Source organism: Paraburkholderia sp. A3BS-1L (assembly GCF_051125215.1).
Classification (GTDB): domain Bacteria; phylum Pseudomonadota; class Gammaproteobacteria; order Burkholderiales; family Burkholderiaceae; genus Paraburkholderia.
In genome coordinates this window covers 890,445-913,780 of record NZ_CP120444.1, presented here as the reverse complement: position 1 = coordinate 913,780, position 23,336 = coordinate 890,445, and the positions used below count along the sequence as shown (strand labels likewise).

The 23,336-nt window shown below is 62.6% G+C and carries 21 protein-coding genes and 3 pseudogenes; 10 read left to right on the top strand and 14 right to left on the bottom strand.

Features of this window, described 5'->3' with window-relative positions; all coding sequences use genetic code 11:
- Positions 1 to 114: 114 nt before the first annotated feature.
- From P5W99_RS29280 to P5W99_RS29260, 5 genes are all read right to left on the bottom strand, one after another.
- Positions 115 to 1,638, bottom strand: coding sequence for an efflux transporter outer membrane subunit (locus P5W99_RS29280; protein ID WP_434664657.1), 1,524 nt, complete (start codon positions 1,636 to 1,638; stop codon positions 115 to 117).
- Positions 1,635 to 2,723 carry an HlyD family secretion protein gene (locus tag P5W99_RS29275; protein ID WP_434664656.1) on the bottom strand — a complete coding sequence of 363 codons (1,089 nt, stop codon included), beginning with the start codon at positions 2,721 to 2,723 and terminating at the stop codon, positions 1,635 to 1,637. The genes P5W99_RS29280 and P5W99_RS29275 overlap by 4 nt, the downstream gene beginning before the upstream one ends.
- A gap of 12 nt (positions 2,724 to 2,735) precedes the next feature.
- Positions 2,736 to 4,361 carry an MFS transporter gene (locus tag P5W99_RS29270; RefSeq protein WP_434664654.1) on the bottom strand — a complete coding sequence of 542 codons (1,626 nt, stop codon included), beginning with the start codon at positions 4,359 to 4,361 and terminating at the stop codon, positions 2,736 to 2,738.
- Positions 4,362 to 4,772: 411 nt separating this feature from the next.
- Positions 4,773 to 5,339, bottom strand: coding sequence for a G/U mismatch-specific DNA glycosylase (gene mug / locus P5W99_RS29265; RefSeq protein ID WP_434664652.1), 567 nt, complete (start codon positions 5,337 to 5,339; stop codon positions 4,773 to 4,775).
- A complete protein-coding gene (locus tag P5W99_RS29260) occupies positions 5,332 to 6,297 on the bottom strand; it encodes a GlxA family transcriptional regulator (RefSeq protein WP_421027337.1) in 966 nt (321 codons plus the stop codon). Before P5W99_RS29260 ends, mug begins: the two co-directional genes overlap by 8 nt.
- Positions 6,298 to 6,608: 311 nt before the next feature.
- Between P5W99_RS29260 and P5W99_RS29255 the strand changes: the two genes are divergently transcribed.
- The 4 genes from P5W99_RS29255 to P5W99_RS29240 all read left to right on the top strand — a co-directional run bounded on the left by P5W99_RS29255 (position 6,609) and on the right by P5W99_RS29240 (position 11,360).
- Positions 6,609 to 9,434, top strand: a complete 2,826-nt coding sequence (locus P5W99_RS29255; protein WP_434664650.1) for a 2-oxoglutarate dehydrogenase E1 component — start codon at positions 6,609 to 6,611, stop codon at positions 9,432 to 9,434.
- Positions 9,435 to 9,440: 6 nt separating this feature from the next.
- Positions 9,441 to 10,019: an AraC family transcriptional regulator gene (locus tag P5W99_RS29250; protein ID WP_434664648.1), complete on the top strand. Its 579-nt coding sequence runs from the start codon at positions 9,441 to 9,443 to the stop codon at positions 10,017 to 10,019.
- Between the two features lie 25 nt (positions 10,020 to 10,044).
- Positions 10,045 to 10,344: an ArsR/SmtB family transcription factor gene (locus tag P5W99_RS29245; protein ID WP_434664647.1), complete on the top strand. Its 300-nt coding sequence runs from the start codon at positions 10,045 to 10,047 to the stop codon at positions 10,342 to 10,344.
- A gap of 71 nt (positions 10,345 to 10,415) precedes the next feature.
- Positions 10,416 to 11,360, top strand: coding sequence for a LysR family transcriptional regulator (locus P5W99_RS29240; protein WP_434664646.1), 945 nt, complete (start codon positions 10,416 to 10,418; stop codon positions 11,358 to 11,360).
- Here the strand turns inward: P5W99_RS29240 and P5W99_RS29235 are convergent.
- From P5W99_RS29235 to P5W99_RS29210, 6 genes are all read right to left on the bottom strand, one after another.
- The gene (locus tag P5W99_RS29235) at positions 11,357 to 12,652 is read right to left on the bottom strand and encodes an HlyD family efflux transporter periplasmic adaptor subunit (RefSeq protein WP_434664644.1); all 1,296 of its coding nucleotides are present in this window, start codon (positions 12,650 to 12,652) and stop codon (positions 11,357 to 11,359) included. The genes P5W99_RS29240 and P5W99_RS29235 overlap by 4 nt on opposite strands.
- Before the next feature lie 33 nt (positions 12,653 to 12,685).
- The gene (locus P5W99_RS29230) at positions 12,686 to 14,209 is read right to left on the bottom strand and encodes an efflux transporter outer membrane subunit (RefSeq protein ID WP_434664642.1); all 1,524 of its coding nucleotides are present in this window, start codon (positions 14,207 to 14,209) and stop codon (positions 12,686 to 12,688) included.
- 56 nt (positions 14,210 to 14,265) lie between these two features.
- On the bottom strand, positions 14,266 to 14,703 hold the full coding sequence (locus tag P5W99_RS29225; RefSeq protein WP_421027330.1) for a MarR family winged helix-turn-helix transcriptional regulator: 438 nt from the start codon (positions 14,701 to 14,703) through the stop codon (positions 14,266 to 14,268).
- 106 nt (positions 14,704 to 14,809) lie between these two features.
- On the bottom strand, positions 14,810 to 16,378 hold the full coding sequence (locus P5W99_RS29220) for a DHA2 family efflux MFS transporter permease subunit (RefSeq protein ID WP_421027329.1): 1,569 nt from the start codon (positions 16,376 to 16,378) through the stop codon (positions 14,810 to 14,812).
- 85 nt (positions 16,379 to 16,463) lie between these two features.
- The gene (locus tag P5W99_RS29215; protein ID WP_421027328.1) at positions 16,464 to 16,613 is read right to left on the bottom strand and encodes a hypothetical protein; all 150 of its coding nucleotides are present in this window, start codon (positions 16,611 to 16,613) and stop codon (positions 16,464 to 16,466) included.
- Between the two features lie 16 nt (positions 16,614 to 16,629).
- Positions 16,630 to 16,899 (bottom strand): MarR family winged helix-turn-helix transcriptional regulator, encoded by a 270-nt coding sequence (locus tag P5W99_RS29210; RefSeq protein WP_434664639.1) that lies wholly within the window; start codon positions 16,897 to 16,899, stop codon positions 16,630 to 16,632.
- A gap of 272 nt (positions 16,900 to 17,171) precedes the next feature.
- Between P5W99_RS29210 and P5W99_RS29205 the strand changes: the two genes are divergently transcribed.
- The 3 genes from P5W99_RS29205 (at position 17,172) to P5W99_RS29195 (ending at position 18,888) form a co-directional block, all read left to right on the top strand.
- Positions 17,172 to 17,594: a VOC family protein gene (locus tag P5W99_RS29205; RefSeq protein WP_421027326.1), complete on the top strand. Its 423-nt coding sequence runs from the start codon at positions 17,172 to 17,174 to the stop codon at positions 17,592 to 17,594.
- 259 nt (positions 17,595 to 17,853) lie between these two features.
- A complete protein-coding gene (locus P5W99_RS29200; protein ID WP_421027325.1) occupies positions 17,854 to 18,564 on the top strand; it encodes an SDR family NAD(P)-dependent oxidoreductase in 711 nt (236 codons plus the stop codon).
- A gap of 90 nt (positions 18,565 to 18,654) precedes the next feature.
- Entirely contained in the window at positions 18,655 to 18,888 is a 234-nt protein-coding gene (locus P5W99_RS29195) for a tautomerase family protein (protein WP_368602461.1), read from the top strand.
- 36 nt (positions 18,889 to 18,924) lie between these two features.
- On the opposite strand, the pseudogene P5W99_RS29190 reads toward P5W99_RS29195, so the two are convergent.
- Positions 18,925 to 19,119 (bottom strand): annotated as a pseudogene (locus tag P5W99_RS29190) (transposase); the annotation flags it as partial.
- Between the two features lies 1 nt (position 19,120).
- On the opposite strand from P5W99_RS29190, the pseudogene P5W99_RS29185 reads away from it, so the two are divergent.
- Positions 19,121 to 19,447 (top strand): annotated as a pseudogene (locus tag P5W99_RS29185) (transposase domain-containing protein); the annotation flags it as partial.
- 344 nt (positions 19,448 to 19,791) lie between these two features.
- Here P5W99_RS29185 and P5W99_RS29180 read toward each other — a convergent pair.
- On the bottom strand, positions 19,792 to 20,454 hold the full coding sequence (locus tag P5W99_RS29180; RefSeq protein WP_434664636.1) for an SOS response-associated peptidase: 663 nt from the start codon (positions 20,452 to 20,454) through the stop codon (positions 19,792 to 19,794).
- Positions 20,455 to 20,972: 518 nt separating this feature from the next.
- Positions 20,973 to 21,719, bottom strand: a complete 747-nt coding sequence (locus P5W99_RS29175) for an SDR family NAD(P)-dependent oxidoreductase (RefSeq protein ID WP_421027323.1) — start codon at positions 21,717 to 21,719, stop codon at positions 20,973 to 20,975.
- A 498-nt stretch (positions 21,720 to 22,217) separates the two neighbouring features.
- On the opposite strand from P5W99_RS29175, the gene P5W99_RS29170 reads away from it, so the two are divergent.
- A complete protein-coding gene (locus tag P5W99_RS29170) occupies positions 22,218 to 22,685 on the top strand; it encodes a hypothetical protein (protein ID WP_434664634.1) in 468 nt (155 codons plus the stop codon).
- Positions 22,686 to 22,867: 182 nt separating this feature from the next.
- Positions 22,868 to 23,080 (top strand): annotated as a pseudogene (locus P5W99_RS29165) (acyl-CoA dehydrogenase family protein); the annotation flags it as partial.
- Positions 23,081 to 23,336 lie beyond the last annotated feature (256 nt).

Below are 23,336 nucleotides of genomic sequence, written 5' to 3'. Positions count from 1 at the left end.
CTGTGCGGTAGCAGATCGTCGATGGCAAGCGGTGCGCCCTGTGCGCGAGATAGGCTGGCGAGGCGCAGAACAAGAGCCCCGACTAGTTGGAAACGGCGTGCTTCGGGCTATGGATTACCCCCCATACGTCGACTCCCATCCCCCGCCCAGCGCTTTACAAAGCGTAATGAGATTCGTGGCCGCCGTGGCTCTGCTTTGCTCGAGATTGCTTTGTGCTTCGAGCAGCTGCTTCTGCACATTCAATACGTCGAGGTAATCGAGCGCCCCGGCCTTGTACCGCTCCCGCGCGACCGAAAGCGCACGCTCGTTCATGGTCACGGCCTGGGCCAGCCGGTTGCGGCGGCGCTGTTCGGCGTCGTAGGTGACCAGCGCGTCGTCCACCTCCTGCCACGCGCGCAGCACCGTTTCCTTGTACGCAATCGCAGCCTCCTGCTGTTGCGCTTCACGCAGCTGGAGCGTTCCCTTCAAGCGACCGCCTTCGAAGATGGGAAATGTAATGGAAGGGCCAACGACGAACTGCCCGGACGCCCAACTGGCCAGACTCGAAAGCTGAAGACTCTGAAATCCCGCGCTGCCATTGAGCATGATGCGCGGATAAAAATCCGCCTTCGCCACGCCAATCGACGCCGTCGCCGCGTGCAGTTCGGCTTCCGCCTTGCGGATATCCGGCCGGCGCTGCACGAGTTCGGAAGGAAAGCCGATCGGCACCTGCGCCGGCAGGACGGGCACCTCCTGCGTTGCAAGAAGCGTCTGGCGCAGTGCGCCAGGTTCCTCGCCGAGCAGCAGGCCGATTGCATTGATCGTCGTTTCGGAGTGTGATTCGAGGGTGGGAATCAGACTTTCGATGTTCTCCACCTGCGCCGAAGCGTTCGAAACATCGAGATCCGTCGTGACGCCTTCATGCGCACGCACCTGGGTAAGCTTCAGCGCGTCGTTGGCGATGTCCAGGTTTTGATGCGCGATCTGCAGCAGTTCCTGTGTGTCGCGCAGCTCGATATAGTCTCGCGCAAGCTCCGCTCGCGCGCTGAGCAAGACTGCGTTCCGGTCCTCATACGAGGCTTCCGAAAGCGCCGTCGCCGCTTCCACGCTGCGCCGCACGCGGCCCCAGATATCGATCTCCCATGAGGCATCGAAACCGACCTGATACAGGTTATAGGCGGGCGAACCCTTCGAGCCCGGCATGGCCGCCACGCCTAGCGGCGCGCTGCCGGAGGCCGACTGCGGCTGACTTTGCGTCGGCGTCACGCCAAGCAGCGAGAGAATGCCGTTTTCACTGCCGCGTTCGCGGTTATACGATGCTGCGCCGTCCAGCGTCGGATATTCGGCTGCGCCGGCCACGCGGCGCTCGGCCCGACTTTGCAGCAGCCGCGCAGAAGCGGCTGCAACGTCCAGGTTCGCGTCGGCGAGTTGCTTCTCCAGGCCGTTCAATACTGGGTCGTTGAACAGCGTCCACCATTCCGGACCGAACTGGCCTTCCACAGCTTTGCTCGGCGCCTGCGCCCTCTGTGTACGGTTGAAAACCGCCGGTGTAGGCGACTTTGGCGGTTTGAAGTTCGGACCCACCGTGCAAGCAGCCATTGCGAGACATGCGAGAACCGTGAGCAGGATCGCTCGGCTAGAAGGTTGGCTCGTGTTCATTTCCTTTCCGCTCCTTCAGCCATCGCTTCGGCGCCCCGGCCAACGGCGACTTCGGCTTCCACCGAGAGCCCGACGCTCAATTCCGCCGCAGCAGGCTGCCCGCGATCGATCGTGATCTTGACGGGCACGCGCTGCACCACCTTCGTGAAATTGCCCGTTGCGTTGTCGGGTGCGATCGGCGCAAAGCTCACGCCGGTCGCCGGCGCAAGGCTGTCGATGCGGCCATGGATCACGACGCCGGGAAGGCTGTCGACGGTCACGCGCACGCTTTCGCCGGGCCGCATGTTGGTAATCTGGCTCTCCTGGAAGTTGGCGACGACATATGCATCCGAAAGCGGGACGATTGCCAGCACAGGGGCGCCGGGCGTCACGAAGGCACCGACCCGCGCCGAGCGGCGTCCCACCTTGCCGTCGACGGGCGCGCGGATTTCCGTATAGGAGAGGTTGAGCTTCGCCTGTTCAACCACCGCTTCCGCGTGTTGAAGCGCGCCAGCGGCCTTGTCGCGCTCCGTGCGCAGGACGTCCAGATTCTGCTGGGTGGCCGACAGCACCGCCTGATCGTGTGACTGCTGCGCAAGCTGCTCGGCGAGCGTGCTCGAAGCCTGTTGCTGTTCCTGCGCGGTCCCCGCCCCCGCCGTGGAAAGATTCTGGTAGCGCGCCGCGTTGGCCCGCGCGAAGCCAATCGATGCATCGTCGGAGCGCAGCGTAGCGCGCGCCTGATCGACGAGCGAGGGCTGGCGTGCGATCTGCGCGTCAAAGTTCGCCACCGACGCCTTTGCGGCCACCACCTCCGCCTCGGCGCTCATCAACGCGGCGCGATAGCCGCGGCCGTCGATGCGCACCAGCAGCTGACCCGCCTTCACGTCCTCGTTGTCGTTCACCAGTACGTCCGTAATCTGCCCTTGGACTCGCGGCGCGACGAGCGTGAAGTCCGCGGTGACGTAGGCGTCATTCGTGGATTCCGAACTCGAGTGAGACAGGAGCTTCGTGCCGGCCCATGCAGCGATGCCGACAACGGCGACGACTGCTGCGACAGGAAGCCATTTCAACCTGGACGGTGCGGGGGTGGGTTTAGTCGATGACATGGAAAAAGGACCTCATTTCGAAGCGGGCGGCGTAGTGCTCCACGGCGGATAGATCCGCACCGGCAGCACTGGAACAAGAAGAAGCAGAACGAGCGCAACGCACGCCATCACCCGGTAGAGATCGGCGGAAGTCAGCACGACGGCCTGCTCATGAATACGGTGCGCGAGCTGGCCCAGCGCGTAAGGGGTGTCGAGGCCCGGGCCTGCCACTAGCGCGCGGTTGCCCAGCTGATCGACGAGCATGCTCGAATGGAAATGTTCGCGCGTAGTGCCTACACCCTCGATCAGACCCGTCGCGATGGCGGCGGCGAACGTCTTGAACGTATTGAACATGGCCGAGGCGAACGGGCCCTCCGTTGGCGGCAGCCCCGTCGTGACACCCATGAGGATCGACATGATCACCATGGGTTGTGCGATGATCTGCAGCGCCTGGAATACATAAAAGTTGTCGCGAATCCACTCGGACGTCATGAAGCTGCCGAGTGCGCACGTCGTGAACATGAGCGACAGTCCGATTGCGATCACCCAGCGGTGATCGGCGCGCCGCGTATTCAACAAAGCCGCCGACAAAGGGAGCGTAATCAGCAGCGGAATGGCAAGCAACAGCGAGAGCGGCGCCGTCTGCAGCGGCCGGTATGCGTGAACTTTGGCGAGAAACTGCCCGGGTATTGCCGCGACGCCCACGAGCAGGATCACGGTGCCGAGCAAGGTCGAAAGTCCGTGCGTGAAGTTTCTGCGCTCGAGTAACTGGAGCTTGAAGAAAGGCACAGGCTGAAACCACTCGTTGACCAGGAAGATCACGAGCAACAGGCCACCGCCGCCAAACATCATGCGAATAAACTCCGATTCGAACCAGTCGAGCCGGTCGCCTTGCAAAAGCCCGGTCACGAGCATGGCGAACGCGGGGAAGCCCGTAATCAACCCGATCCAGTTGAACGTACGAAAGCGCTCGAGCTTGACCGGATCGGCGGGCAGCCCCTGCTGAATCGCGATACAGCACAGCACGCCGAGCGGAATGATTTGCCAGAACGCCATGCGCCAGCTCACGAATTCCGTCCATAACGCGGCGAGCGGGGTGCCGAGCGCCGGCCCGAAGGTTGCCGTGAGCGCATAGCCGGCGAGCCCATACAGCTTGAATTTAGGCGGCAGATAACGCAGCGCCACGATGATCAGCATGGGGGGCAGGCAGCCGCCCGCGATTCCCTGGAGGATACGCAAGACGTAGAGCGTCGCCAGATTCGGCGCAAACGGGCACAGCAATCCGAAAAACATCGTGGCGAGCACGGCGCCGATCGTGAAGCGCTTGAGCGTAAACGTGATGCCGAACCAGGGGGCGAATACCATCGTCGCGACATTGGCGGCTTCGAAAAGCGACGTGAGCCACGTCCCGTCGTCGTGCCCGATCAGGAACGCGCCCTGGATATCAGCCATCGCTGCCGCGGTCACCTGTTCGTTGAGGATGGCCAGCAACGAAGCGAACAACATGCCGAGCAGCCCCACCACGATGCGTCCCGTAAACGCCATTTGCGCGGGGGCAGGCTGAGGCGACGCCCCGGCTTCACGCACAGGGCGCGGGTCCAGCGCCTGCGGGGCAGTTGCCGCTTCCGTTCCAGTCGTCAAAAAGTTCGCAGTTTTCATGGCGATCAGAAACTTCCGGGGATTCGTTAGTTGTACTGTTTGATGTGGCTATTACACTGTGAGGCAATTCAGCGCCCTGCATCCCCACGCGATACGATGACCACACCATCGGTTTCGCCGCGCATTGTTGCTGTCCACTGACGGCTTTATTGTCAGAGATGAGCCCAATTTCTTAAAGTCTCGCCTGGTCTGATTTTGGGCCATCTAGTACGAGAATTTTGCCAGGTCGTCCGGTCATGATTCGCACAACGCGCGATGTGCGCGGCGCCAACGCAAACCTGACTGATTACGCATGGGTCATTTCTGCGCTGTTTTGAGCCAATCCAGCTTGGGAGGCGATACCGAACGGCGCACGATGCCTAGAATCGCGGCGTAGGCATTCAGGCCGCGCGTTAATCACGCTGGGGGCGATTAACGAACAACTGAGAACGACTGAGCCGTCATACGAAGCTCGCGGTACGCGCTCACGAGCGCGTCGAGGCTGAAAGCACGATTCAAGCCGCTCGGGTTCGGCAGAACCCAGGCGCGCGCGCCGCCGAATCTGCTGGGTTGCAAACCCCACTGGATATCGCGCTTGCCGGACATTTCGGCAAGCGCCATCTTGCCAAGAAAGGCGATAAACCGCGGCGCGTAGTGCTGCACCTTGAGCTCGAATTGCGCCGCAGCGTCCTGAATCTCCGCTCTCGACAACTCGTCCGCGCGTGCCGTCGCGCGCGAGACCGCCGTAGTCAGACCAAAGCCATGCTGCAGCAACTCGCGGTCGTTCTCGGGGCGAAACTCCTCCGGCATAAAACCGGCGAGATGGAGCACTCGCCAGAAGCGGTTCCCTCTGCCATGGAAGTGGCGCCCCGTGGCCGCCGCACGCATGCCTGGATTGATCCCACAAAACAATACGGACAACCCAGGTTCGATGATATCGGGAAGGAATGGCGCGGAATTGGGGTTCGCCGGTTCCGCCAGGGAATCGCCGCTATGCACTCGCCTCCCCGCGGAATCGCAGACGATATTGTTTCGGCGTGACGTTCAGGCGCCGCGAAAACGTCGTACGCATATGCGTGGCGCTATGAAAGCCGCATTTGAATGCGACCGTCTTGAGCGGCGCATCCGTATCCTCCAGCAGTTTCCTCGCCGTGTCGACGCGAACCTGCTCGACGAATACGGAGGGCGTGACCTTGGCGTTTTTGGCGAAGATGCGCGACAAGGTGCGCCGGCTCACGGCAGCCGCACTCGCCAGCTCCTCGATAGAAAGCGTATCGGTGATATGTTCGCTCACGTAGCGATACACCTTGCCGAGTATGGGATCCTCGTCCTTGCCCGCACCGATATACGGACTGTACTGAGACTGCCCGCCTTCGCGCTGGATATACACCACCAGCCGCTTCGCGACTCGCACCGCCAGTTCATGTCCCCAGTCTTCCGCCACCAGCGCGAGGCATAGATCGATGCCCGCGGTCACGCCCGCCGATGTGAACAGTCGCCCGTCGCGCACGAAAATGCGGTCCGGCTGCACGTTGGCGTGCGGGAATTCATTGGACAGGCGCCCGGCATCCGACCAGTGGGTCGTCACTTCCTTGCCATCGAGAAGCCCCGCATGCGCCAGCACAAATGCGCCGTTGCACACCGAACCGAAGCGGCTCGCGCTGCGCGCCTGGTTTTGCAGCCAGGCGAGAAACTCATTCGACGGATGCACGTCAGGCAACTGCGGGCCGCCTGCTACGAGCAGCAGGTCCCATTGCATGTCGCTGTCGGCATAGCCACGCGAGACCGCCAGTTGCATGCCGTTCGAGCAGGTCACGCCGCCCGCCTCGCGCCCGACGAGCGTCACCTCGTAGCGCTGATGGTCGGAGAGGAATGTGTTCGCCTCGGCGAACACATCGAGTGGGCCTGCAACATCTAGCGCCTGCACACCATCGAATACAACAATGGCGACTTTCATGCCGTGACCTTCAGATGTGGTGTCCCAACCAGGACCGTGGCGCAGCTTAACGCATCGTCGTTAGTGCATGCAGTCTGTCCCCTGAAAAAGTATTGTGCGTCGGTGTAACAAATCGGCAGCGTGGCCCAAAACGTCCACTAGTTGGCAGGCGGCGGCACCACGCGCGCATTTCGCCCGCTGCCCCGCATCACTAGACTGTGTTCACGACTGCGGCTGGGCAAACAACCCGGACGGACCGGAAGGCGTTATCGCCATCACTCCACGTGTTGCGCCCCACATTGGACCGCACACCGACCAAAGGCAGATTGATCATGTTGAAAGAACGTCAGAGCTCTTTCCTCTTCGGGGGCAACGCCCCTTACGTCGAAGACCAATATGAAACTTACCTGGCTGACCCGGATGCGGTCACCAGTGAATGGCGGGCGTGGTTCGATGCACTGCGCGAAATGCCCGCTATCGACGGCAGTGATCGCGACGACGAGCCGCACGCCCCCGTCATTTCCCGCTTTGTCGAGCTCGCGAAGCGGCCGCCGCGAGCGATCGTTCATGCCGACACTACCCTCGCGAATGACGCCGGTCTCGGCCTCGCACGCAAACAGGTCGCGGTACAGTCGCTGATCGCCGCGTTCCGCGTGATCGGCACCCGCGCGGCCAATCTCGATCCGCTGTCGTGGACGCCGTCACGCGCCTACGCCGAGTTGACCCCGGCTTACTACGGTCTGACGGCCGCAGACATGGCGACGACATTCAGCACCGCCGACACGTTCCTGTTCGACGACGACGCCACGTTGCAGGAGCTCGTCGCCGCACTGGAGCATACCTACACGGGCACGCTCGGTGCCGAGTTCATGCATCTGACCGACGCAGAGCAGCGGCGCTGGTGGCAGATGCAGCTCGAATCCACCCGGGCGAGGCCGTCGCTGCAGGCAGCGGAAAAACGCCGGCTGCTGGAACGCCTGAGCGCGGCAGAGGGCCTCGAGAAGTACCTTCACGCGCGCTATGTCGGGCAAAAGCGCTTCTCGCTCGAGGGCGCGGAATCGCTGATTCCGATGCTCGACGAAGTCGTGCGCTACGGGGCTTCGAAAAAGCTGCGCGCAGTGGTGATGGGCATGGCGCACCGCGGACGCCTGAACGTTCTGGTGAATATCGTGGGCAAGCCATTGCGTGCGCTGTTCGACGAATTCGATGGCAAGGATCCCGAGAGACTGCCCGCGGGCGACGTGAAATATCACAAGGGCTTTACGAGTTCGGTCGAAACCCCTGAAGGGCCGGTCGAAGTGATGCTCGCGTTCAACCCTTCGCATCTGGAAATCGTCAACCCGGTCGTGCAGGGCATGGCGCGCGCCAAGGGCGAGCTTCTGGGCAGCGCCGACGGCGTCGAGGTTCTGCCGGTCGAGATTCACGGCGATGCGGCGATGTCCGGCCAAGGTGTCGTGATGGAAACCTTGAGCCTCTCCTATACGCGCGGCCACGGCACGGGTGGCACCCTCCACATCGTTGTTAACAACCAGATCGGCTTCACGACCTCCGATCCGCGCGACACGCGTTCGTCGTTCTACACCACGGACGTCGCGAAGATGATCGAGGCGCCGATCCTGCATGTGAATGGCGACGACCCCGAAGCCGTCGCGATGGCGGTCCGGCTTGCCCTCGACTATCGCACCGCGTTCAAGCGGAGCGTAGTCATCGATCTCGTGTGCTTCCGCAAACACGGGCACCAGGAACAGGACACGCCGGGCATCACGCAGCCGCTGATGTATCGTGCGATTGCCAGTCATCCCGGCGTGAGAACGCGCTATGCGCAGAAGCTGATTGGGCAAGGCGTGTTGACAACCGAAGAAGCAGAGGGCTATGTCAGCGCGCGGCGTGAACTGCTCGAGCGTGCGAATGCAACCGACGGCTCAGAGGCCATCTCTTCACGGGACGAAGCGCCCGGCCCGGTCTCCTGCTCCGCCCCTTCGACGGAAGCGCTGCGCAGTCTCGCGCAGCAGATTTCGATCGTTCCCGAAGGCCTGGCGCTTCATCCGCTCGTCAAGAAGATGATCACAGGGCGCCAGGAAATGGCCTCAGGAAAGCGGCCGCTCGACTGGGGCATGGGCGAGCATCTGGCATTCGCTTCGCTGCTTGGCGATGGGGTCAGCGTTCGACTGAGCGGGCAGGATAGCGCGCGCGGGACGTTCAATCATCGTCACGCCGTGTTGCACGATCAAACGCGCATGAACCGTCCGGATGGCGTTTATATTCCGCTCGATCATCTCGCTGACGCGAGTGGCAACGCGCGCGGCCGCTTCAGAGTGACGAACTCCATCCTTGCCGAAGCGGCAGTGCTCGCGTTCGAGTACGGCTACACGACGGTGAACCGCGATGCGCTGGTGATCTGGGAGGCGCAATTCGGTGACTTCGCAAACGGTGCGCAGGTGGTAATCGACCAGTTCATCGCAGCGGCCGCCGCCAAGTGGGGGCAACGCAGCGGCCTGACGCTCTTCCTTCCTCACGGGCAGGAAGGCGCGGGACCCGAGCATGCATCGGCGAGGCTCGAACGCTATCTGCAGCTGAGCGCGCAGGACAATATGCGCGTCGTCCAGCCGACTACGCCCGCGCAGCTGTTCCATTTGCTGCGCAGGCAGGCACTCGCCTCCGATCGCCTCCCGCTTGTCGTCATGACGCCCAAGTCGCTGTTGCGGCACCCGGAAGCGGTCAGCACGTTCGAAGCGTTGAGCGAGGGCGAATTCCGCGAAGTACTTCCGGATACGCAGGTCGAGGCATCGCAGGCATCCAGCGTCGAGCGCGTCATCGTGGCCACGGGCAAGGTGTACTACGAATTGCTCGAGCATCGCCGCGCGGACGCGACCGACACGCCGATCATCCGCGTCGAACAGCTGTATCCGTTTCCCGCAGAACAGTTGGCCGCCGAACTCGCGCGCTATCCGAACCTGAGGACGGTCGTCTGGTGTCAGGAGGAGTCGCGCAACCAGGGCGCATGGAGTTTCGTCGAGCCGCAGTTGCGCGAGCTCCTGCCAACGAGCGCGAAGCTCGCCTACGCCGGTCCTGATGCCGGTGCATCGACCGCGCCGGGCTACCATTCGGCGCACGTCGCGCGGCAATCCGCGCTGGTCGAGCAGGCGTTCACGGGGTAACGGCGCATGCGTGTCGCGATGATGCTTTACGCAGGTTTTCAACTGCTCGAGGTGAGCGGCCCAATGGATGTGTTTCATACAGCGAATCGCCTGTATGGCAGCGCCTTTTATGAACCACACCTCGTCGGGACCTCCCCTGGGCCCGTGCCGTCTTCCAACGGCACGGCGGTGGGCACCACGGAATGCCTGTTCGAAACGCACACGCCGTTCGACGTCGTCTTGGTGCCCGGGTCTCCCGTGGTGAGTTCGTCGAGTGAGCATCGCGAACTCGTGGCTTGGCTCGGCGACGCCGGGTCCGCCACGCGCAGGCTGGCCTGCATTTCCAATGGCGCGTTCCTGCTGGCGCGCGCCGGCGTTGCCGACCGTCGCTGGCTGACCACGCATTGGCGCGACGCTTGCCGACTCGCGGCGGAACATCCACGCGTGCACGTCATGTCCAATCCCGGCTGCCTGAAAGATGGCAACCTCTATTCATCGGGCGGCGCAAGCGCCGGCATTCATCTGGCGCTGTCGATCGTGCGGGAAGACCTTGGGGAAAGCGCGGCGGGAACCATCGCCAGAACGTTGTTGATGCAGCCGCATTGAAGCACGCGAGAGCACAAGGAACGCCATGATAGACGCGAACCGGATTCACAAGGCCCTCGCCAATCCACTGCGGCGCGACATCCTCGCGTGGCTGAAGGTCCCCGCCGATGCCTTTCCAGAGGGCCACGTCGATCTGGGCCGCGGCGTGCCCGCACACGCCATCCAGGCTCGCAGCGGGCTCTCGCAGTCCACCATATCGGCGCATCTTGCCGTACTGGACGAAGCGCGACTGCTCGTTTCGACGCGAGTCGGACAATGGATGTTTCTTTCACGTAACGAAGAAGTGATACGGACCTTTGCCGAACAGATTCGCCTGCATTTATAGGGGAATCTGGCATGGCGCGAGTTTGCGGCGTAATTGCGTGCGAGGCAGAGCTATCCGTGGGAATACGCGTAATGGACAAGCTGGACAAGATGCGGATATTCGTCCGCATTGCGCAAGAAGGAAGCTTTACGCGCGCGGCGCTGCGCCTGGACATTCAAACTGCCAATGCATCGCGGGCGATCTCGCAACTCGAGTCGCAGCTGCGCACGCGCCTGCTGCATCGGAGTACGCGGCGGCTCGCGCTAACCGAGGCGGGCCAGCGCTATCTGGAGCGATGCGAGCAGGTTCTCGCGTATGTCGACGAGGCCGAGGCAGAGGCGGCCAATGCACATGTCGCCCCTTCGGGGCGGCTGCGTGTTCATGCGTCGCCGAGCTTCGGTAAGGCCTATGTGGTCCCGGCGCTCGTGCGCTATCGTGAGCGGTATCCCGCGGTGTCGATTGAATTGACGTTATCGCAGCACGCGCCCGACATCATCGAGGCCGGCTATGACGTGATGCTTCAATTAAGTACGACGGAGTTGCCAGATTCCCGGCTCGTGTCGCACCGGCTGGGCGAAGTCCATAACGTGCTGTGTGCGGCGCCCGCCTATCTGAATACCCGCGGCGTGCCATGCATGGTGCAGGACCTCGAAGCACACACGTGCCTGCAGTTCGCCACGACATTTTTTCCGCGCGATCGCTGGCATCTGCAAGGCCCCAACGGCCGCGAAACGGTGGCGTTCCCGAAGGCGCCCGTCGAGATCAATCTTCCCGATGCACTCAGTGTCGCCCTTCGCGAAGGCGTGGGGATTGGCGCGCTGCCGATGTCGACGGCGCTAGCCATGCTCGATAGCGGCGCGCTGGTGCGTGTATTGCCGGAGTATCGTCTGCCGAGGTTGACCGCCTATGCGGTGCACGCCTCGCGAAAGTACCTCGACGCCAAAATCAAGACGTTCATGGATTACCTGCGCGAGGCGGTACCCAAAGCGCTTACCGCCGATGCGGAAGCGTTGAGCCGGGCTGCCAAACAACCTTAGCCCGCGATTGCCTTGTGCTCGTGCGAAGCCACACGTTGCGGCGAAGGTTGTGACGCAGTCGCCGGTGCAGCCATTTCGTTTTGCTTGATGATCTTTTCGATCTTGCCGGTGGCTTGCGCGTCGTACTGCGCGAAGACGTCGGTGCGATAGCGCGTGTTTTGCGCCGCGCCTAGCTGCGAGCCCGATTCGTCGTGCGTATCGGCGTCCACTGTCATCGAAAGACCGATGCGCAACGGACGCGCCGCGAGTTCGCGTGGATCGAGCGCAATGCGCACCGGCAGGCGTTGCACGATCTTGATCCAGTTGCCCGTGGCGTTCTGCGCCGGCAGCGTCGCGAAGGCGCTGCCAGTGCCCGCCGAAAAGCCTTCGATACGACCGTGATACTTCACGCTCGAGCCGTAGACATCGGCAGTGAGCGTCACCGGCTGGCCAATGCGCATGTGCTTGAGCTGCACTTCCTTGAAGTTCGCGTCCACCCACACGCCGTCGAGCGGCACGATCCCCATCAGCGGCGTGCCGGGCGACACGCGCTCGCCAACCTGCACCTGGCGCTGCGCCACATAACCCGTGACCGGCGCGGGCAAGGTATCGCGCGCATACGCGAGCCACGCCGCGCGCACCTTCGAGGCGGCCGCCTGCACGTCCGGATGCTGTTCGACCGACGTGCGATCGGTCAGCGCGTGATTCGCCGCCCCTTGCTGACGCGCGGCGTCGAGCGCGGCCTGTGCGGCCTGCACGGCATCGCGCGCGTGGGCAATGTCTTCGGCGGAAACGGCGCCCGAGTCCGCGACGGCCATGCGGCGGCGCAGATCGTCGTTGGCGCGAGCCAGGTCCGATTCGCGTTGCGCCACGTTCGCCGCATAGAAGTCGTTGTTGACATAGAGGCCGCTCACCCGGCGCACGGTCTGCCCGAGCGATGCTTCGGCATCGGCCAGCGCGATTCTTGCGTCGGCCGGATCGAGCGTCACGACGGGGTCACCCGCCTTCACGATCTGAGTGTCGTCGGCGTTGACGGCCACCACCGTGCCAGGGACCTGCGGCGTGAGTTGCACGAGGTTGCCGCTCACATAGGCGTCATCGGTGGTTTCGTTAAAGCGGCCTTCCGTGAAGTAGTACGCGCCATAGGCAACGCCCGCCATCAACGTCACGGTGCCGAGCAGCGCGATCAGGCGCTTGCGGCGGCCCGGGGGCGTGGCCTGCTGGTCGTTGTTGGCCGGGGCAGCTTGCGCGCCGCCTTTCTTCTCGTCGAGGCGCTCCGCCGGCTTGCAGTCGGTCGTGGTCGTTTCGCTCATTTCAGTTTTCCTGACGTGTTGCAACCATGCCGTTCAACGCGCGACGGCAATGACGGAATTGGCTTGAGGGTTGGGTTGGGCGGCAACGCCCGCGGGGCGGACCGTATCGGCTGAAGTGTCGACATAGCCGCCACCCAGCGCGGATGCCAGAGCGATCTGCTGATCGCGGCGATCGATCTTCAGGTTCGCGATGGTTTCGTCGGCGTTCAGCGCCGTGACGTCGGCGTTGAGCACCGTGAGCTGATTGGTCAGGCCGCCCTTGTATTGCGTGATCGCAAGCTGGTCGGCGTCGCGCGCTGCCTGCTGCGCGGTTTGGGCATCCACGAGCTGCGCATCGCTCGAATGGATCTGCGCGAGCTGCGTGGCCACGCCGCTCAACGCGCCAATGAGCGTCTGGTCGTAGGCGGCCACCGCGTAGTCGAACTCCGCGTAGCGGCCCTTCAACTGCGCACGCAACTCGCCGCCGTCGAAGATCGGCAGATGGATCGCAGGGCCGACCGACGCGGTGCGGCTCGCGGCGCTCAGGAAGCGGCCGAAGCCGAACGCGTCCAGACCGATCGCGGCGCTCAGATTGATGTCCGGATAGAACTCGGCCTTGGCTTCCTTCACCTCGTGCGTGATCGCGTCCACGCGCCAGCGCGCCGCGACGATATCGGGGCGCCGGCTCACGAGATCGGCGGGCAGGTTGTCCGGCAAACGCACCTCGTCGCCCGCGCCGAGCGTCGGGCGCGTGATCGCGAGTCCGCGGTCGGGGCCCTTGCCCATCAGCGCGGCCAACTGGTAGCGCGTCGTGAGAATGCTGCCGTCGAGCGCGCTCACCCGCGAGCGGCTTGTCGCCAGGTTCGCCTGCGCGGTCTTGCGTTCCACCTGCGTGTCGAGGCCCGTTGCGATGCGGCCCGCCGTGATGCGGTCGATCTGCTCGCGGCGCGCGACTTCTTCCTGCGCGATGTCGCGCAAGGCGTAGAGCCGCGCCAGCTGGTTGTAGTTACGCGCGATCGAGGTATCCAGCGTGAGCTTGACCACTTCCTCGTCGGCTTCTGCCGCTGCTGTCTCCGAAACGGCCGCGCGCAGCGCCTCGCGATTCTTCCCCCACAGGTCGAGATCGTAGGAAGCCGTGAGCAGGCCCTTGTTTTCGGTCTGCCACGAGCCGGCATACGGCGGCGGAATCAGCGCAGTGCTGCTGTACTGCTGGCGTGTGAGCGTGTAGCTCGCATCCACGCGCGGCAGCGTGCCTGCCTTTGCGGTTTCGCTATAGGCCTGCGCCTGAGCGACGCGCGCTTTGGCCTGCTCGACCGTAGGGCTGCCTTGCAGCGCTTCCGCAATCAGCGCCTTCAGCTGCGCGTCGCCGAACTGGTCGACCCAATCGGCGGACGGCCAGTGCCCCTGCTCTTGCGGCAGGCTCTGCGCCGTCTCGTACTGTTGCGGCTGGGCCATCTGCTTGTCGCTGTGGATGCCCGCGTAGTTGGCGCAAGCCGCCAGCGTGGCCAACGCGATCGCCGATACACCCAGCTTCAGCGTACGGGCACCGATGCTTGCTTTAGAAGTCTGCGATTTCATTTTCTGACATATCAGATTAATGGGCGAAAAAAAGCGCGGCACTACGGCCGCACCGTTCAGTCGTCCGTGAACTTGCGAAGCAGGCGGTTCAGTTCGGCAAACTCCGCCTTGGTGAATTTGCGCAAGCGTGCGTTCAACACGTGCGGTGCAACTTCCGGAATCTGCTCCGCCGTTTCCAGTCCCTTTGCAGTGAGGTTCAGATTGACCACACGACGGTCGTCTGCGTCGCGGGAACGCTCCAGCAGCCCTTTCGATTCCAGCTTGTCCAGCATCCGCGTCATGAGGCCCGTATCGATGCCGAGCAGTTTCGACAGTTCGAACGGCGTGGTGGCCACACCCTGCTTCAACGAAAGCAGAATGCCCATTTGCTGGCCCGTGATATCGAGGTCTCTGAGCGCCGCGTCCATCTCCGCGACGACCAGATTGCGCGCCTTGACGATCCTGAAACCGACACTTTCCGTGAGCATGAAATTTCTCGCTGTGTAATGGTCCATCGAGACATCCTCCGTGTTGAACATCACAGTATCTGCATTATCAGATATTGTCAAGAAGAAACAGGCGGGGCTCGTCTGCCCACCGGACCGGATTCAACGGCAGAATTCAGTGTCCGCCAGCGCCTGCCGCGCCCGCGCCAGCGCCAGCGCCCTTGAGCGGCCTCGTCACCCAGATCAGCGGGATGATCACGACAAAGATCACCGCCGATATCCAGAAGATGTCGTTCAACCCCAGCATTGTGGCTTGTGCGTTGAGCGAGTTCGCGTAAAAGGCCGTGGCCTTGGGAATGCCGCCGCCCAGCGTCGCCTGCAGGTGCGCAATGGCTCCGGTGAAAGCCGGATTCTCCACGCTCGTTTGCTCGGCAAGCCGGGCGTGATGGAGGATCGTGCGGTCGTTCCAGGCGTTGCTCATAAGCGATGTGCCCACGGCGCCGGCGAAAATGCGCACGAAGTTGGATAGGCCCGCGGCAGCCGGAATCTCGTCGGACCGCAGACCCGACAAGATGATGCCGGTGAGCGGTGTGAAGAACAGCGCCGTGGGAATGCCTTGCAGCAGCGTCGGCAGAATCAGCGCCCACGCATCCACGCCGGTCGTATAGTTCGAGCGCATGAAGAACACGGCGGCGAAGCCCACGAACGCCAGCGTGGCGAGCACCCGCAGGTCGGAGCGCGGCATGACCTTGCCCATTACGGGGGCGAGGATCACGGCGAAGATCCCCAGCGGCGCGGTGACGAGGCCCGCATCCACCGCGCGGTAGCCGAGAAAGCCCTGAATCCACTGCGGCAGGATAACGAGGTTTGCAAAGAAGATCGCATACGCGACGGAAATCGCAATCGTGCCGCCGAGGAAGTTGCGTTTGGTGAACAGCCGCAGGTTGACGATCGGCTTTTCCTCAGTCAATTCCCAGATCAGGAAGAACGCGAAGCTGACCGCGGCGACGATGGTGAGCACCCAGATGACTGGCGAGCTGAACCAGTCGAGATCCTTGCCCTTGTCGAGCATGATCTGCAGCGGGGCAACCCACGCGATGAGCGAGATCAGCCCGACCTTGTCGATGGGCAGCTTGCGTGCCGCCGACTCGCGGTCGCGGTAGATCGCCCAGATCACGCCGGCGGCGAAGAGGCCGACCGGCACGTTGATATAGAAGATCCAGGACCAGCTGTAGCTGTCGGTGATCCAGCCGCCGAGCGCCGGGCCCGCGATCGGTCCGACGGTCGCGGTCATCGCCCACAGCGCCAGCGCATTCGAACTCTTTTCCTTGGGGAAGGAGGCGAGCAGCAAGGCTTGCGACAACGGCACCAGCGGCCCCGCCACCGCGCCCTGAACGATACGGGCGACGAGCAGCGTCAGCAGGTTCGGGGCCATACCGCAGGCCGCCGACGAAAGCACGAACAACAGAATCGCCCAGACGAACAGCTTGACCTGGCCCACACGCTGCGTCAGCCACCCGGTCAACGGAATGGACACCGCATTGGCGGCGGCAAACAGCGTAATGACCCACGTGCCTTCGTCGATCGATACGCCGAGGTTGCCGGAGAGCGTGGGAATCGCGACGTTTGCAATCGACGAATCCAGCACGTTCATAAAGGTGGCGAGCGCCACGGCGAAGGTGCCGAGCGCGAACTTCGCGCCAGTCAGCTGGGCTGGCCCGCCTGGGTTGGTCGATGGATTCATGTTAGGTTCTCCTCGTCTGGGTGCGAATGTCCCGTCAAGCACGGGCCGCTATCTGACATGTCTGATAATTGGGCAAAAAAAGCCCCTAGCCATGGAGCAGTCTCGAAAGCAGCGTGCTCAACGCGTCGAAGTCGGACTTCGAAAAGTGCGAGAGCCGCTCGCTCCAGGCGCCATGGGCAACGTTTGCGTTGCGGGCTGCGACCGCGCGGCCCTCCCGCGTCAACGAAACGTCCACGAGGCGCCGGTCCGTGTCATTGCGCGCGCTCCACGAACCCGCTGGATTCGAGCTTGTCCAGCACGCGGGTCATCCGGGCCGGGGGCACGCCAAGCAGCTTCGCCAGCGCCGCAGGCGGTTTGGCGCTCCCGCCGGCCAGCGTCGGCAGAATGCCGCGCTCCTGCAGGTTCAGACCGGCGTCCTTGAGTCCTGCCCTGAGTTCGGTGGCCATCAGGTGGTGCGCCTGACCGAGCACGAACACCAGCTTCTGCGTGCGCTCGAAATCTTCATTGACGGGATCGTTCATCGATTGCCCTTCTAGATATCTGATTTTTACTATATCTGACATTGCAGATGTATGCAAGGAAGTTTCCGAGATCACATGAGAGGGGTCGGCGCCCGCCCCGATGCAACGCCCAACCGCCTTCTGCGCGCGGCGCGATACACCGCGTAAAAAGTGATGTGACCGGCAAGGGATAATCGACGCCGATCTTCACAGCTATATTGTTTCGGCAGCGTTTTGATCCGTGAAGTGTGGAACGCAGGATCGACGCACTCTTTACTCAGGAGAATCGAAGCATGACTGACAAACCGCTTACACTGGGCATCGATCATGTCGGACTGACTGTGCGCGACCTGAATGTCACGCGTGACTTCTTCGTGAATTGCCTGGGCTGGAAACAGGTTGGCGAAAGACCCAGTTATCCGGCGGCGTTCGTTTCGGACGGTCACGTCATGTTGACCCTCTGGCAAGTGACCGATCCGAGCCGTCTGGTCGAGTTCGACCGCAAGACCCATGTGGGCCTGCATCATCTTGCCTTACGGGTAGTCAGCGAAGAAGCACTCAACGATATCTTTTCGCGCGTGTCCGCCTGGCCCGGCGTGCAAATCGAATTTGCCCCGGAAAACCTCGGGCCGGGGCCGAAACGCCATACCATGGTGTACGAGCCAGGGGGGATCAGGCTTGAATTCGACCACGATCCGCGCATGCAAGCCTCCTGAGCTTCGCAGACAACCGCGTGTGAGGGATCACGCGGTAATGCCTGCCAAAATTACTCAGTTATCCAAATCGTCTCAAACACCATTCGCATAACCTTTTCCGCCGTGCGCCGTCGCCCGCCGCTTGCTCTCATTTGTTCCTGCGACTCACAACTGTTTGTCCGCGTCCTGTATTCAAACGGGCGGCGTGGATGCGTAAATTGATCGTCATCGGAGCAGCAAGCCCGATCAGAAACAGAGTCCAACTTACTTCGAGGTTCATATGAGTCAAGCCCCCAAAGTCATCGTGATCACCGGCGCATCGCAAGGCATTGGTGCCGAAACCGCCAAGGCATTCCGCGCACTCGGCCACAAGGTGGTCGCGACATCGCGCAACATCAAACAGACTGACGATAGCGATCTCGTCGCAGTGGCTGGCGATATCGCCGACCCGGCCACGGCGCGCCGCGTCATCGAAACGGCCGTCTCTCGCTTTGGCCGCGTCGATACGCTGATCAACAACGCGGGCATTTTCATCGCGAAGCCGTTCACGCAATACACCGCGGAAGACTACGCGGCGATCAAGGGCACCAACCTCGACGGTTTCTTCCATATCACGCAGCTCGCCATTGCAGAGATGGAAAAGCACGAGAGCGGCCACGTCGTCACGATCACGACGACGCTCGTCGATCACGCGATCGACGGCGTCCCTTCAGTGCTGGCCTCGCTGAGCAAGGGCGGTCTCGCCGCTGCAACGCGCTCGCTGGCGATCGAATATGCGAAGCGCGGTATTCGCGCCAACGCGGTCTCGCCGGGCATCATCAAGTCGCCGATGCACGCGCCCGAAACTCACGCCGCGCTCGGCGCGCTGCATCCGATGGGGCATATGGGCGAGATTAGCGACATCGTGAACGCCATCCTCTATCTCGACTCGGCGCCCTTCGTGACGGGCGAAATCCTCCACGTCGACGGCGGCCAGGTCGCCGGCCACTAAGGTGCACTGCGCGCCACGTGGCACCACCGGGCCGAGGGGGAGCGCCGCTCGCCGGCACTCCCTGCCACGACCACCATTAAGGAAAGCAAAATGCCGATCGTCACAATTCAGGTTACACGCGAGGGCACGCGGCCCGGCACGGATTCCGTCACGGCGGAAGAAAAGGCCCTGCTCATCAAGGGCGTGAGCCAGCTCCTGCTCGACGTCCTGAACAAACCGCTGGAGGCGACGTTCGTCGTCATCGAAGAAGTGCCAACGGAAAACTGGGGATGGGGCGGCCTGCCTACCGACGTCTATCGAAGACAGAAGGGACTTATCAAGTAAGTGCGCGCTGTCCGCTCCAGAGCGGCCTTAGAGGTGTTAACAGAATGACTTTTGCAGGTGTCTCCAGCATATGATGCAGCAGGCGATTCTGAGGAAAGCCTCGTGGATAGAAGCGAGCTGTTCGAAGCGGATGCGCAGTCGGCGGAAGTTGTGAAGCCACGAGATGGTCCGCTCAACAACCCAGCGTGTTTTGCCTAGCCCGCTACCATGAGGCTGACCACGTCGAGCGATTTCGCTGAACCACTGGGCGGCGCTCACGTTCTACTGCGAGGACGGACGCGCCGAGATCAGCAATGTTCTTGCAGAAAATGCCCTGCGTTGTGTAGCGTTGGGCAGGAAAAATTATCTGTTCGTTGGCGCCGATAGCGGCGGTGAGCGCGCCGCGGCGATGTACAGTCTCATCGGTACATGCAAACTCAACGAAATCAACCCACGTGCCTACCTCGAATACGTGCTCACTCATATTGCGGACCACAAGGTCAACCGCATCGACGAACTGCTTCCCTGGAACGTGGCTGACAAACTGAAGCCGGCCGCTCCACCCACGCCCAACGTTTGACCGGGTAGATCCAGATAGATCGTGTCCGCGATCATGGAACGATCTCACGAGATCTACCCGGACCTCCCCACGCTCTCACATCATGCGCCACGCGCGCGCGAATCGGGGACCGGCCCTGGCGAGCCGCTTACTCCCCCTCTCTCGGCCAGCCGATACATAAGGCTTTGAGCGATTCACGCTCATGGCGCTGTACCTTAGAATCGCAGTTGTACCTTTGCACATCCGAAAGTGGCTCCGTTTTAACGGGGCCTTTTTTGTTTTGGGCGCATCGCGGCCGGCGCGCGCCCCGAAAAAAGCCCGCCAGGTGGCGGGCTTGGGATGTCGAAATCGCTCGATCGGACGCGCTAGGCCACCGAGGCTTTCGCCTTCGCGGCGCGCGGCGGTGCCGGGAACACTTCGGCATGCATCTGTGCCGCGGGGAAGAGGTTCAGGAACGAGCGCGCCTCGTCCATCGAATGGCATGCGAGCCAGTTCTCATACTCCGCCGGCGGCAGGATCACCACCGAGCGCTTCTCGTCTCCGGGTTTGTGAAAGCGGTTCATCAGCGGATGCTCATCCGAGTTGACCGTCAGCATCGTGAACGACAGCGCCGCCCCTTCTGGCTCACTCCATTCGCGCCACAGACCGGCAATCGCAAACGGCGCACCGTCGGCCATGCCGATGCGCCACCGCACCGCCTTACCGCTCTCGTAATTCGGCTCGTAGAACGCCTCAGCCGGGATCAGGCAGCGCTGCTGCTTTTTCCATGCCCCGCTGAAGCTGCGCTTCTCGCCCACGGTCTCAGTGCGAGCGTTCATCGTATCGAAGGGCCTCACGCCTTCTGGGATGTGCTTGCGCGGCACGATGCCGAACGTCGCCACGTCTGCCCGCTGGGACCCATTCACGCGCCGGATGATCGGCGCGGGATAGTCCTTGTAGACCTCTTCGCGCCATGGACTGTCGGGTGGCTCGATCCCGAAGTGCTTGAAGAGCTGGTCGCGGCGCGCGGCGGCATAGTTGGTGCACACGGGTGGCTCCAAGTGGCGAAACCACCATCATAGCCAGGTTGAGGTCACGCACCGCACCTGAAAGCGTTTGGCGACTATGTGGCGCGGACGTGCTCAAGTGCTAATTCGACTTGGTCGCTCCGCGTCATTAGCCACTCGCGCGCCCACTCGATTGCGACGCGCTCGGCGTCCTTTTTCGACGGGCACTCCACCATGCTCGCGAAAACCGCCTTGGGGTCCTTTTTCGACTTTCGGGAAATGCGCGCCGTCGCTGTCCATCCGTCACCGGGAATGCGACTCGTGACGCACTCGACGAACTAATCGCCAACCGAATACATGGCCAGGAGTGGAGACATGGAATCGAAGTCGATTAGTGCAGGCATTCTCGCGACTATAGTGGAGGTTCTCGAAGTACGTGCGGCTGCACGTACGTCATTTTTCTTCATGCGTAGGAACAAAGCGAGAAAGGCAGCCCGCGCGAACGCCAGCGGCGCGTGATTGCCATTCATGCAATGCGTTCGTTGCCCACGCGTTGACGATCAGCGGAAACCGCCTGCGGCCAGCACATGCTCCCCGGTCAGCCAGCGCGCTTCGTCGGAGGCGAGGAACACCGCGACGTCGGCGATATCTTCCGGTTGGCCGGCGCGGCCAAGCGGCGTCTTCGCAATGAAATCCGAAGCCATGTCTGAGCCGGTGATGCCCGCGCTATGCGTGCCTTCCGTTTCCACGTATCCGGGGTTGATCGAATTCACGCGGATCTTGCGCGAGGCGAGTTCCAGCGCCAATACGTTCGTGATAGCGTCGAGCGCACCCTTGGTGCCGGTGTAAATCGCGCTAGCGGGCGGCGTGATGCGCGTGACGCCCGAACTGATATTGATGACGCTCGCGCCTTCGCCAAGGTGCTTCACGGCCGCTTGCGTGACGAGCAGCGGGCCGAGCACGTTCGTGTTGAACTGCCGATGGAATTCCTCGACGGTAATGTCCTCAACCGGCGAAAACGCGTACACGCCCGAATTGTTCACGACGACATCGAGCCGGCCGAACGAGTCGATGGCCGTTTGCACGAGTTTCGCGGCGTCGGCGGGCTGCGAGACGTCGCCGCCCACGGCCGTCGCCTTGCCACCCGCTTCCTGAATCCGCTCGACGACCGCCAACGCGCCCGCCTTGCTGCTCGCATACGTCACCACGACCGCCGCGCCCTCTTTCGCGAGCGCAGTGGCGATCGCCGCGCCAATTCCCTTCGATGCGCCCGTAACGAGCGCGACTTTCCCTTCGAGCCTGGCCATGACAAATCTCCAAAATGGGGTTGAACCGTCCGCTTGCCCCGCTGCGGCTTGCGTCGGTGCTCAACGACAATGTAGAGGGTGCGCGCAGCGCGAAAAAGAGCCCGCCGCCGAATGGAGTGGCCGCATTTGCCGAACAATGCGCGCACGATGCCGAAGATGCGCGTACCCAGTCTTCGTGCGGGCTTCCCTCGATCGGACTCCGCCCTATCGGATTACACGACATTGCGACGGCGATCGGCGCTAGTAGCGCCATATCGGGACATTTCCTGAAGAGATCTCGAACTGGCTCGAAAGTCAACGTACAGCCCGCATTAACGCCCGCTGCGTGGCGCGGCCAGCACGGTGGGATCGATGGAGCAGCCGAGGCTCCTCCCTGGAATTCGCGGCCGCCCCAATTTTTCCTCGGCGCTCCGCGAATCGCAGCCATAAAGATAACTGTTCGTATCTCGAGGCTCTTACCGATCGCGAAAGCTTTTTATAATTAGTCATGCAAATTACATGGACGGAACTGGCGTCGCTAGCGCGATACACCATCCCGTCGCGCCGACGATAATATCGAACCTGCAACATATCGCGGTGTTCGTGCCGGGCGGCCATGGTGTGCTCGCGGGCGAGGTCAAGCAGGTGCTCAAGTGGGCGATGGATCATGACAAGTACATCGTCAGGTTGTGCCACGGTCCGTCCTGCCTGCTTTCCGCTGCTATCGACGAAGTTCCGGCCACCTACATGTTCAACGGTTACGCGATTTTCGTGTTCCCCGATTCGCTCGACAAGGGCGCGAATCTCGCGATCGGCTACATGCCGGGACCGCTGCCCTGGCTCGTCGGCGAGAGCCTCCTGAAGCTCGGCGTGAAAGTGTTGAACAAGGGCATCGACGGCAGTTGCCACATCGATCGCAAGCTCATTGCAGGCGACGGCCCGCTTGCGTCACACAACATCGGCAAGCGGCCGCCGCGGCCCTGCTGAAGAAAGTCGGACTCTAGACCTCCGACGTTGCGCGGCTTCCACATGCCGCCGCGCGTTCATAAGCGGCACGCGTCGTTGGCACGATCTCGCCGACACGCGTGCCCGTCCGTTATCAGAAGTGGTGACGCAGACCGATGTTGACCATCGTTTGCGAATTCGTGCCGCTGTAGCCGTAAGAACCGACGGGCAACACTGAACTGCTCCACATGTTCGCAACGCCCGAGCAGCGCGAGCAGTGGCCGCTGCCGCTGCTGCACGGCGAGATCTGCTCGGCGTTCGCGATGATGGAGCCGGGCGGGCCGTCGTCGGACGCGACAAACATTACGACTCGCATCGAGCGTGACGGCGGCGACTACGTGATCAACGGCCGCAAGTGGTTCATCACGAATGCCGCGACCTCCCAACACACGCACCGCTAGACGGCATCGTTGCCTCTTTACCGATGGTGACCGAACTCGACCGTACGCTGTCGCCCGTCGCGCTGACCATTCCGTTCAGCTTCGCGATAGCGCCCGGCCTGATCGCAAAAAGCGCGCCTCATGCATAGCACGCGGGCTCGCTACCGGTGTTGGAGCAACCGCGGCGCACGCGGGTAGGCCCGCACCACACCGCGGTCGCACCGATAGCAGGCCGGTTGCGCAACCTGGGTCA

Excerpts from the sequence above, each read along its gene's own strand:
- P5W99_RS29280 (WP_434664657.1), bottom strand. The coding sequence starts at position 1,638 with ATGAACACGAGCCAACCTTCTAGCCGAGCGATCCTGCTCACGGTTCTC.
- P5W99_RS29275 (WP_434664656.1), bottom strand. The coding sequence starts at position 2,723 with ATGTCATCGACTAAACCCACCCCCGCACCGTCCAGGTTGAAATGGCTT.
- P5W99_RS29270 (WP_434664654.1), bottom strand. The coding sequence starts at position 4,361 with ATGAAAACTGCGAACTTTTTGACGACTGGAACGGAAGCGGCAACTGCC.
- P5W99_RS29260 (WP_421027337.1), bottom strand. The coding sequence starts at position 6,297 with ATGAAAGTCGCCATTGTTGTATTCGATGGTGTGCAGGCGCTAGATGTT.
- P5W99_RS29255 (WP_434664650.1), top strand. The coding sequence starts at position 6,609 with ATGTTGAAAGAACGTCAGAGCTCTTTCCTCTTCGGGGGCAACGCCCCT.
- P5W99_RS29250 (WP_434664648.1), top strand. The coding sequence starts at position 9,441 with ATGCGTGTCGCGATGATGCTTTACGCAGGTTTTCAACTGCTCGAGGTG.
- P5W99_RS29245 (WP_434664647.1), top strand. The coding sequence starts at position 10,045 with ATGATAGACGCGAACCGGATTCACAAGGCCCTCGCCAATCCACTGCGG.
- P5W99_RS29240 (WP_434664646.1), top strand. The coding sequence starts at position 10,416 with ATGGACAAGCTGGACAAGATGCGGATATTCGTCCGCATTGCGCAAGAA.
- P5W99_RS29235 (WP_434664644.1), bottom strand. The coding sequence starts at position 12,652 with ATGAGCGAAACGACCACGACCGACTGCAAGCCGGCGGAGCGCCTCGAC.
- P5W99_RS29230 (WP_434664642.1), bottom strand. The coding sequence starts at position 14,209 with ATGAAATCGCAGACTTCTAAAGCAAGCATCGGTGCCCGTACGCTGAAG.
- P5W99_RS29225 (WP_421027330.1), bottom strand. The coding sequence starts at position 14,703 with ATGGACCATTACACAGCGAGAAATTTCATGCTCACGGAAAGTGTCGGT.
- P5W99_RS29220 (WP_421027329.1), bottom strand. The coding sequence starts at position 16,378 with ATGAATCCATCGACCAACCCAGGCGGGCCAGCCCAGCTGACTGGCGCG.
- P5W99_RS29210 (WP_434664639.1), bottom strand. The coding sequence starts at position 16,899 with ATGAACGATCCCGTCAATGAAGATTTCGAGCGCACGCAGAAGCTGGTG.
- P5W99_RS29205 (WP_421027326.1), top strand. The coding sequence starts at position 17,172 with ATGACTGACAAACCGCTTACACTGGGCATCGATCATGTCGGACTGACT.
- P5W99_RS29200 (WP_421027325.1), top strand. The coding sequence starts at position 17,854 with ATGAGTCAAGCCCCCAAAGTCATCGTGATCACCGGCGCATCGCAAGGC.
- P5W99_RS29195 (WP_368602461.1), top strand. The coding sequence starts at position 18,655 with ATGCCGATCGTCACAATTCAGGTTACACGCGAGGGCACGCGGCCCGGC.
- P5W99_RS29175 (WP_421027323.1), bottom strand. The coding sequence starts at position 21,719 with ATGGCCAGGCTCGAAGGGAAAGTCGCGCTCGTTACGGGCGCATCGAAG.
- P5W99_RS29170 (WP_434664634.1), top strand. The coding sequence starts at position 22,218 with ATGGACGGAACTGGCGTCGCTAGCGCGATACACCATCCCGTCGCGCCG.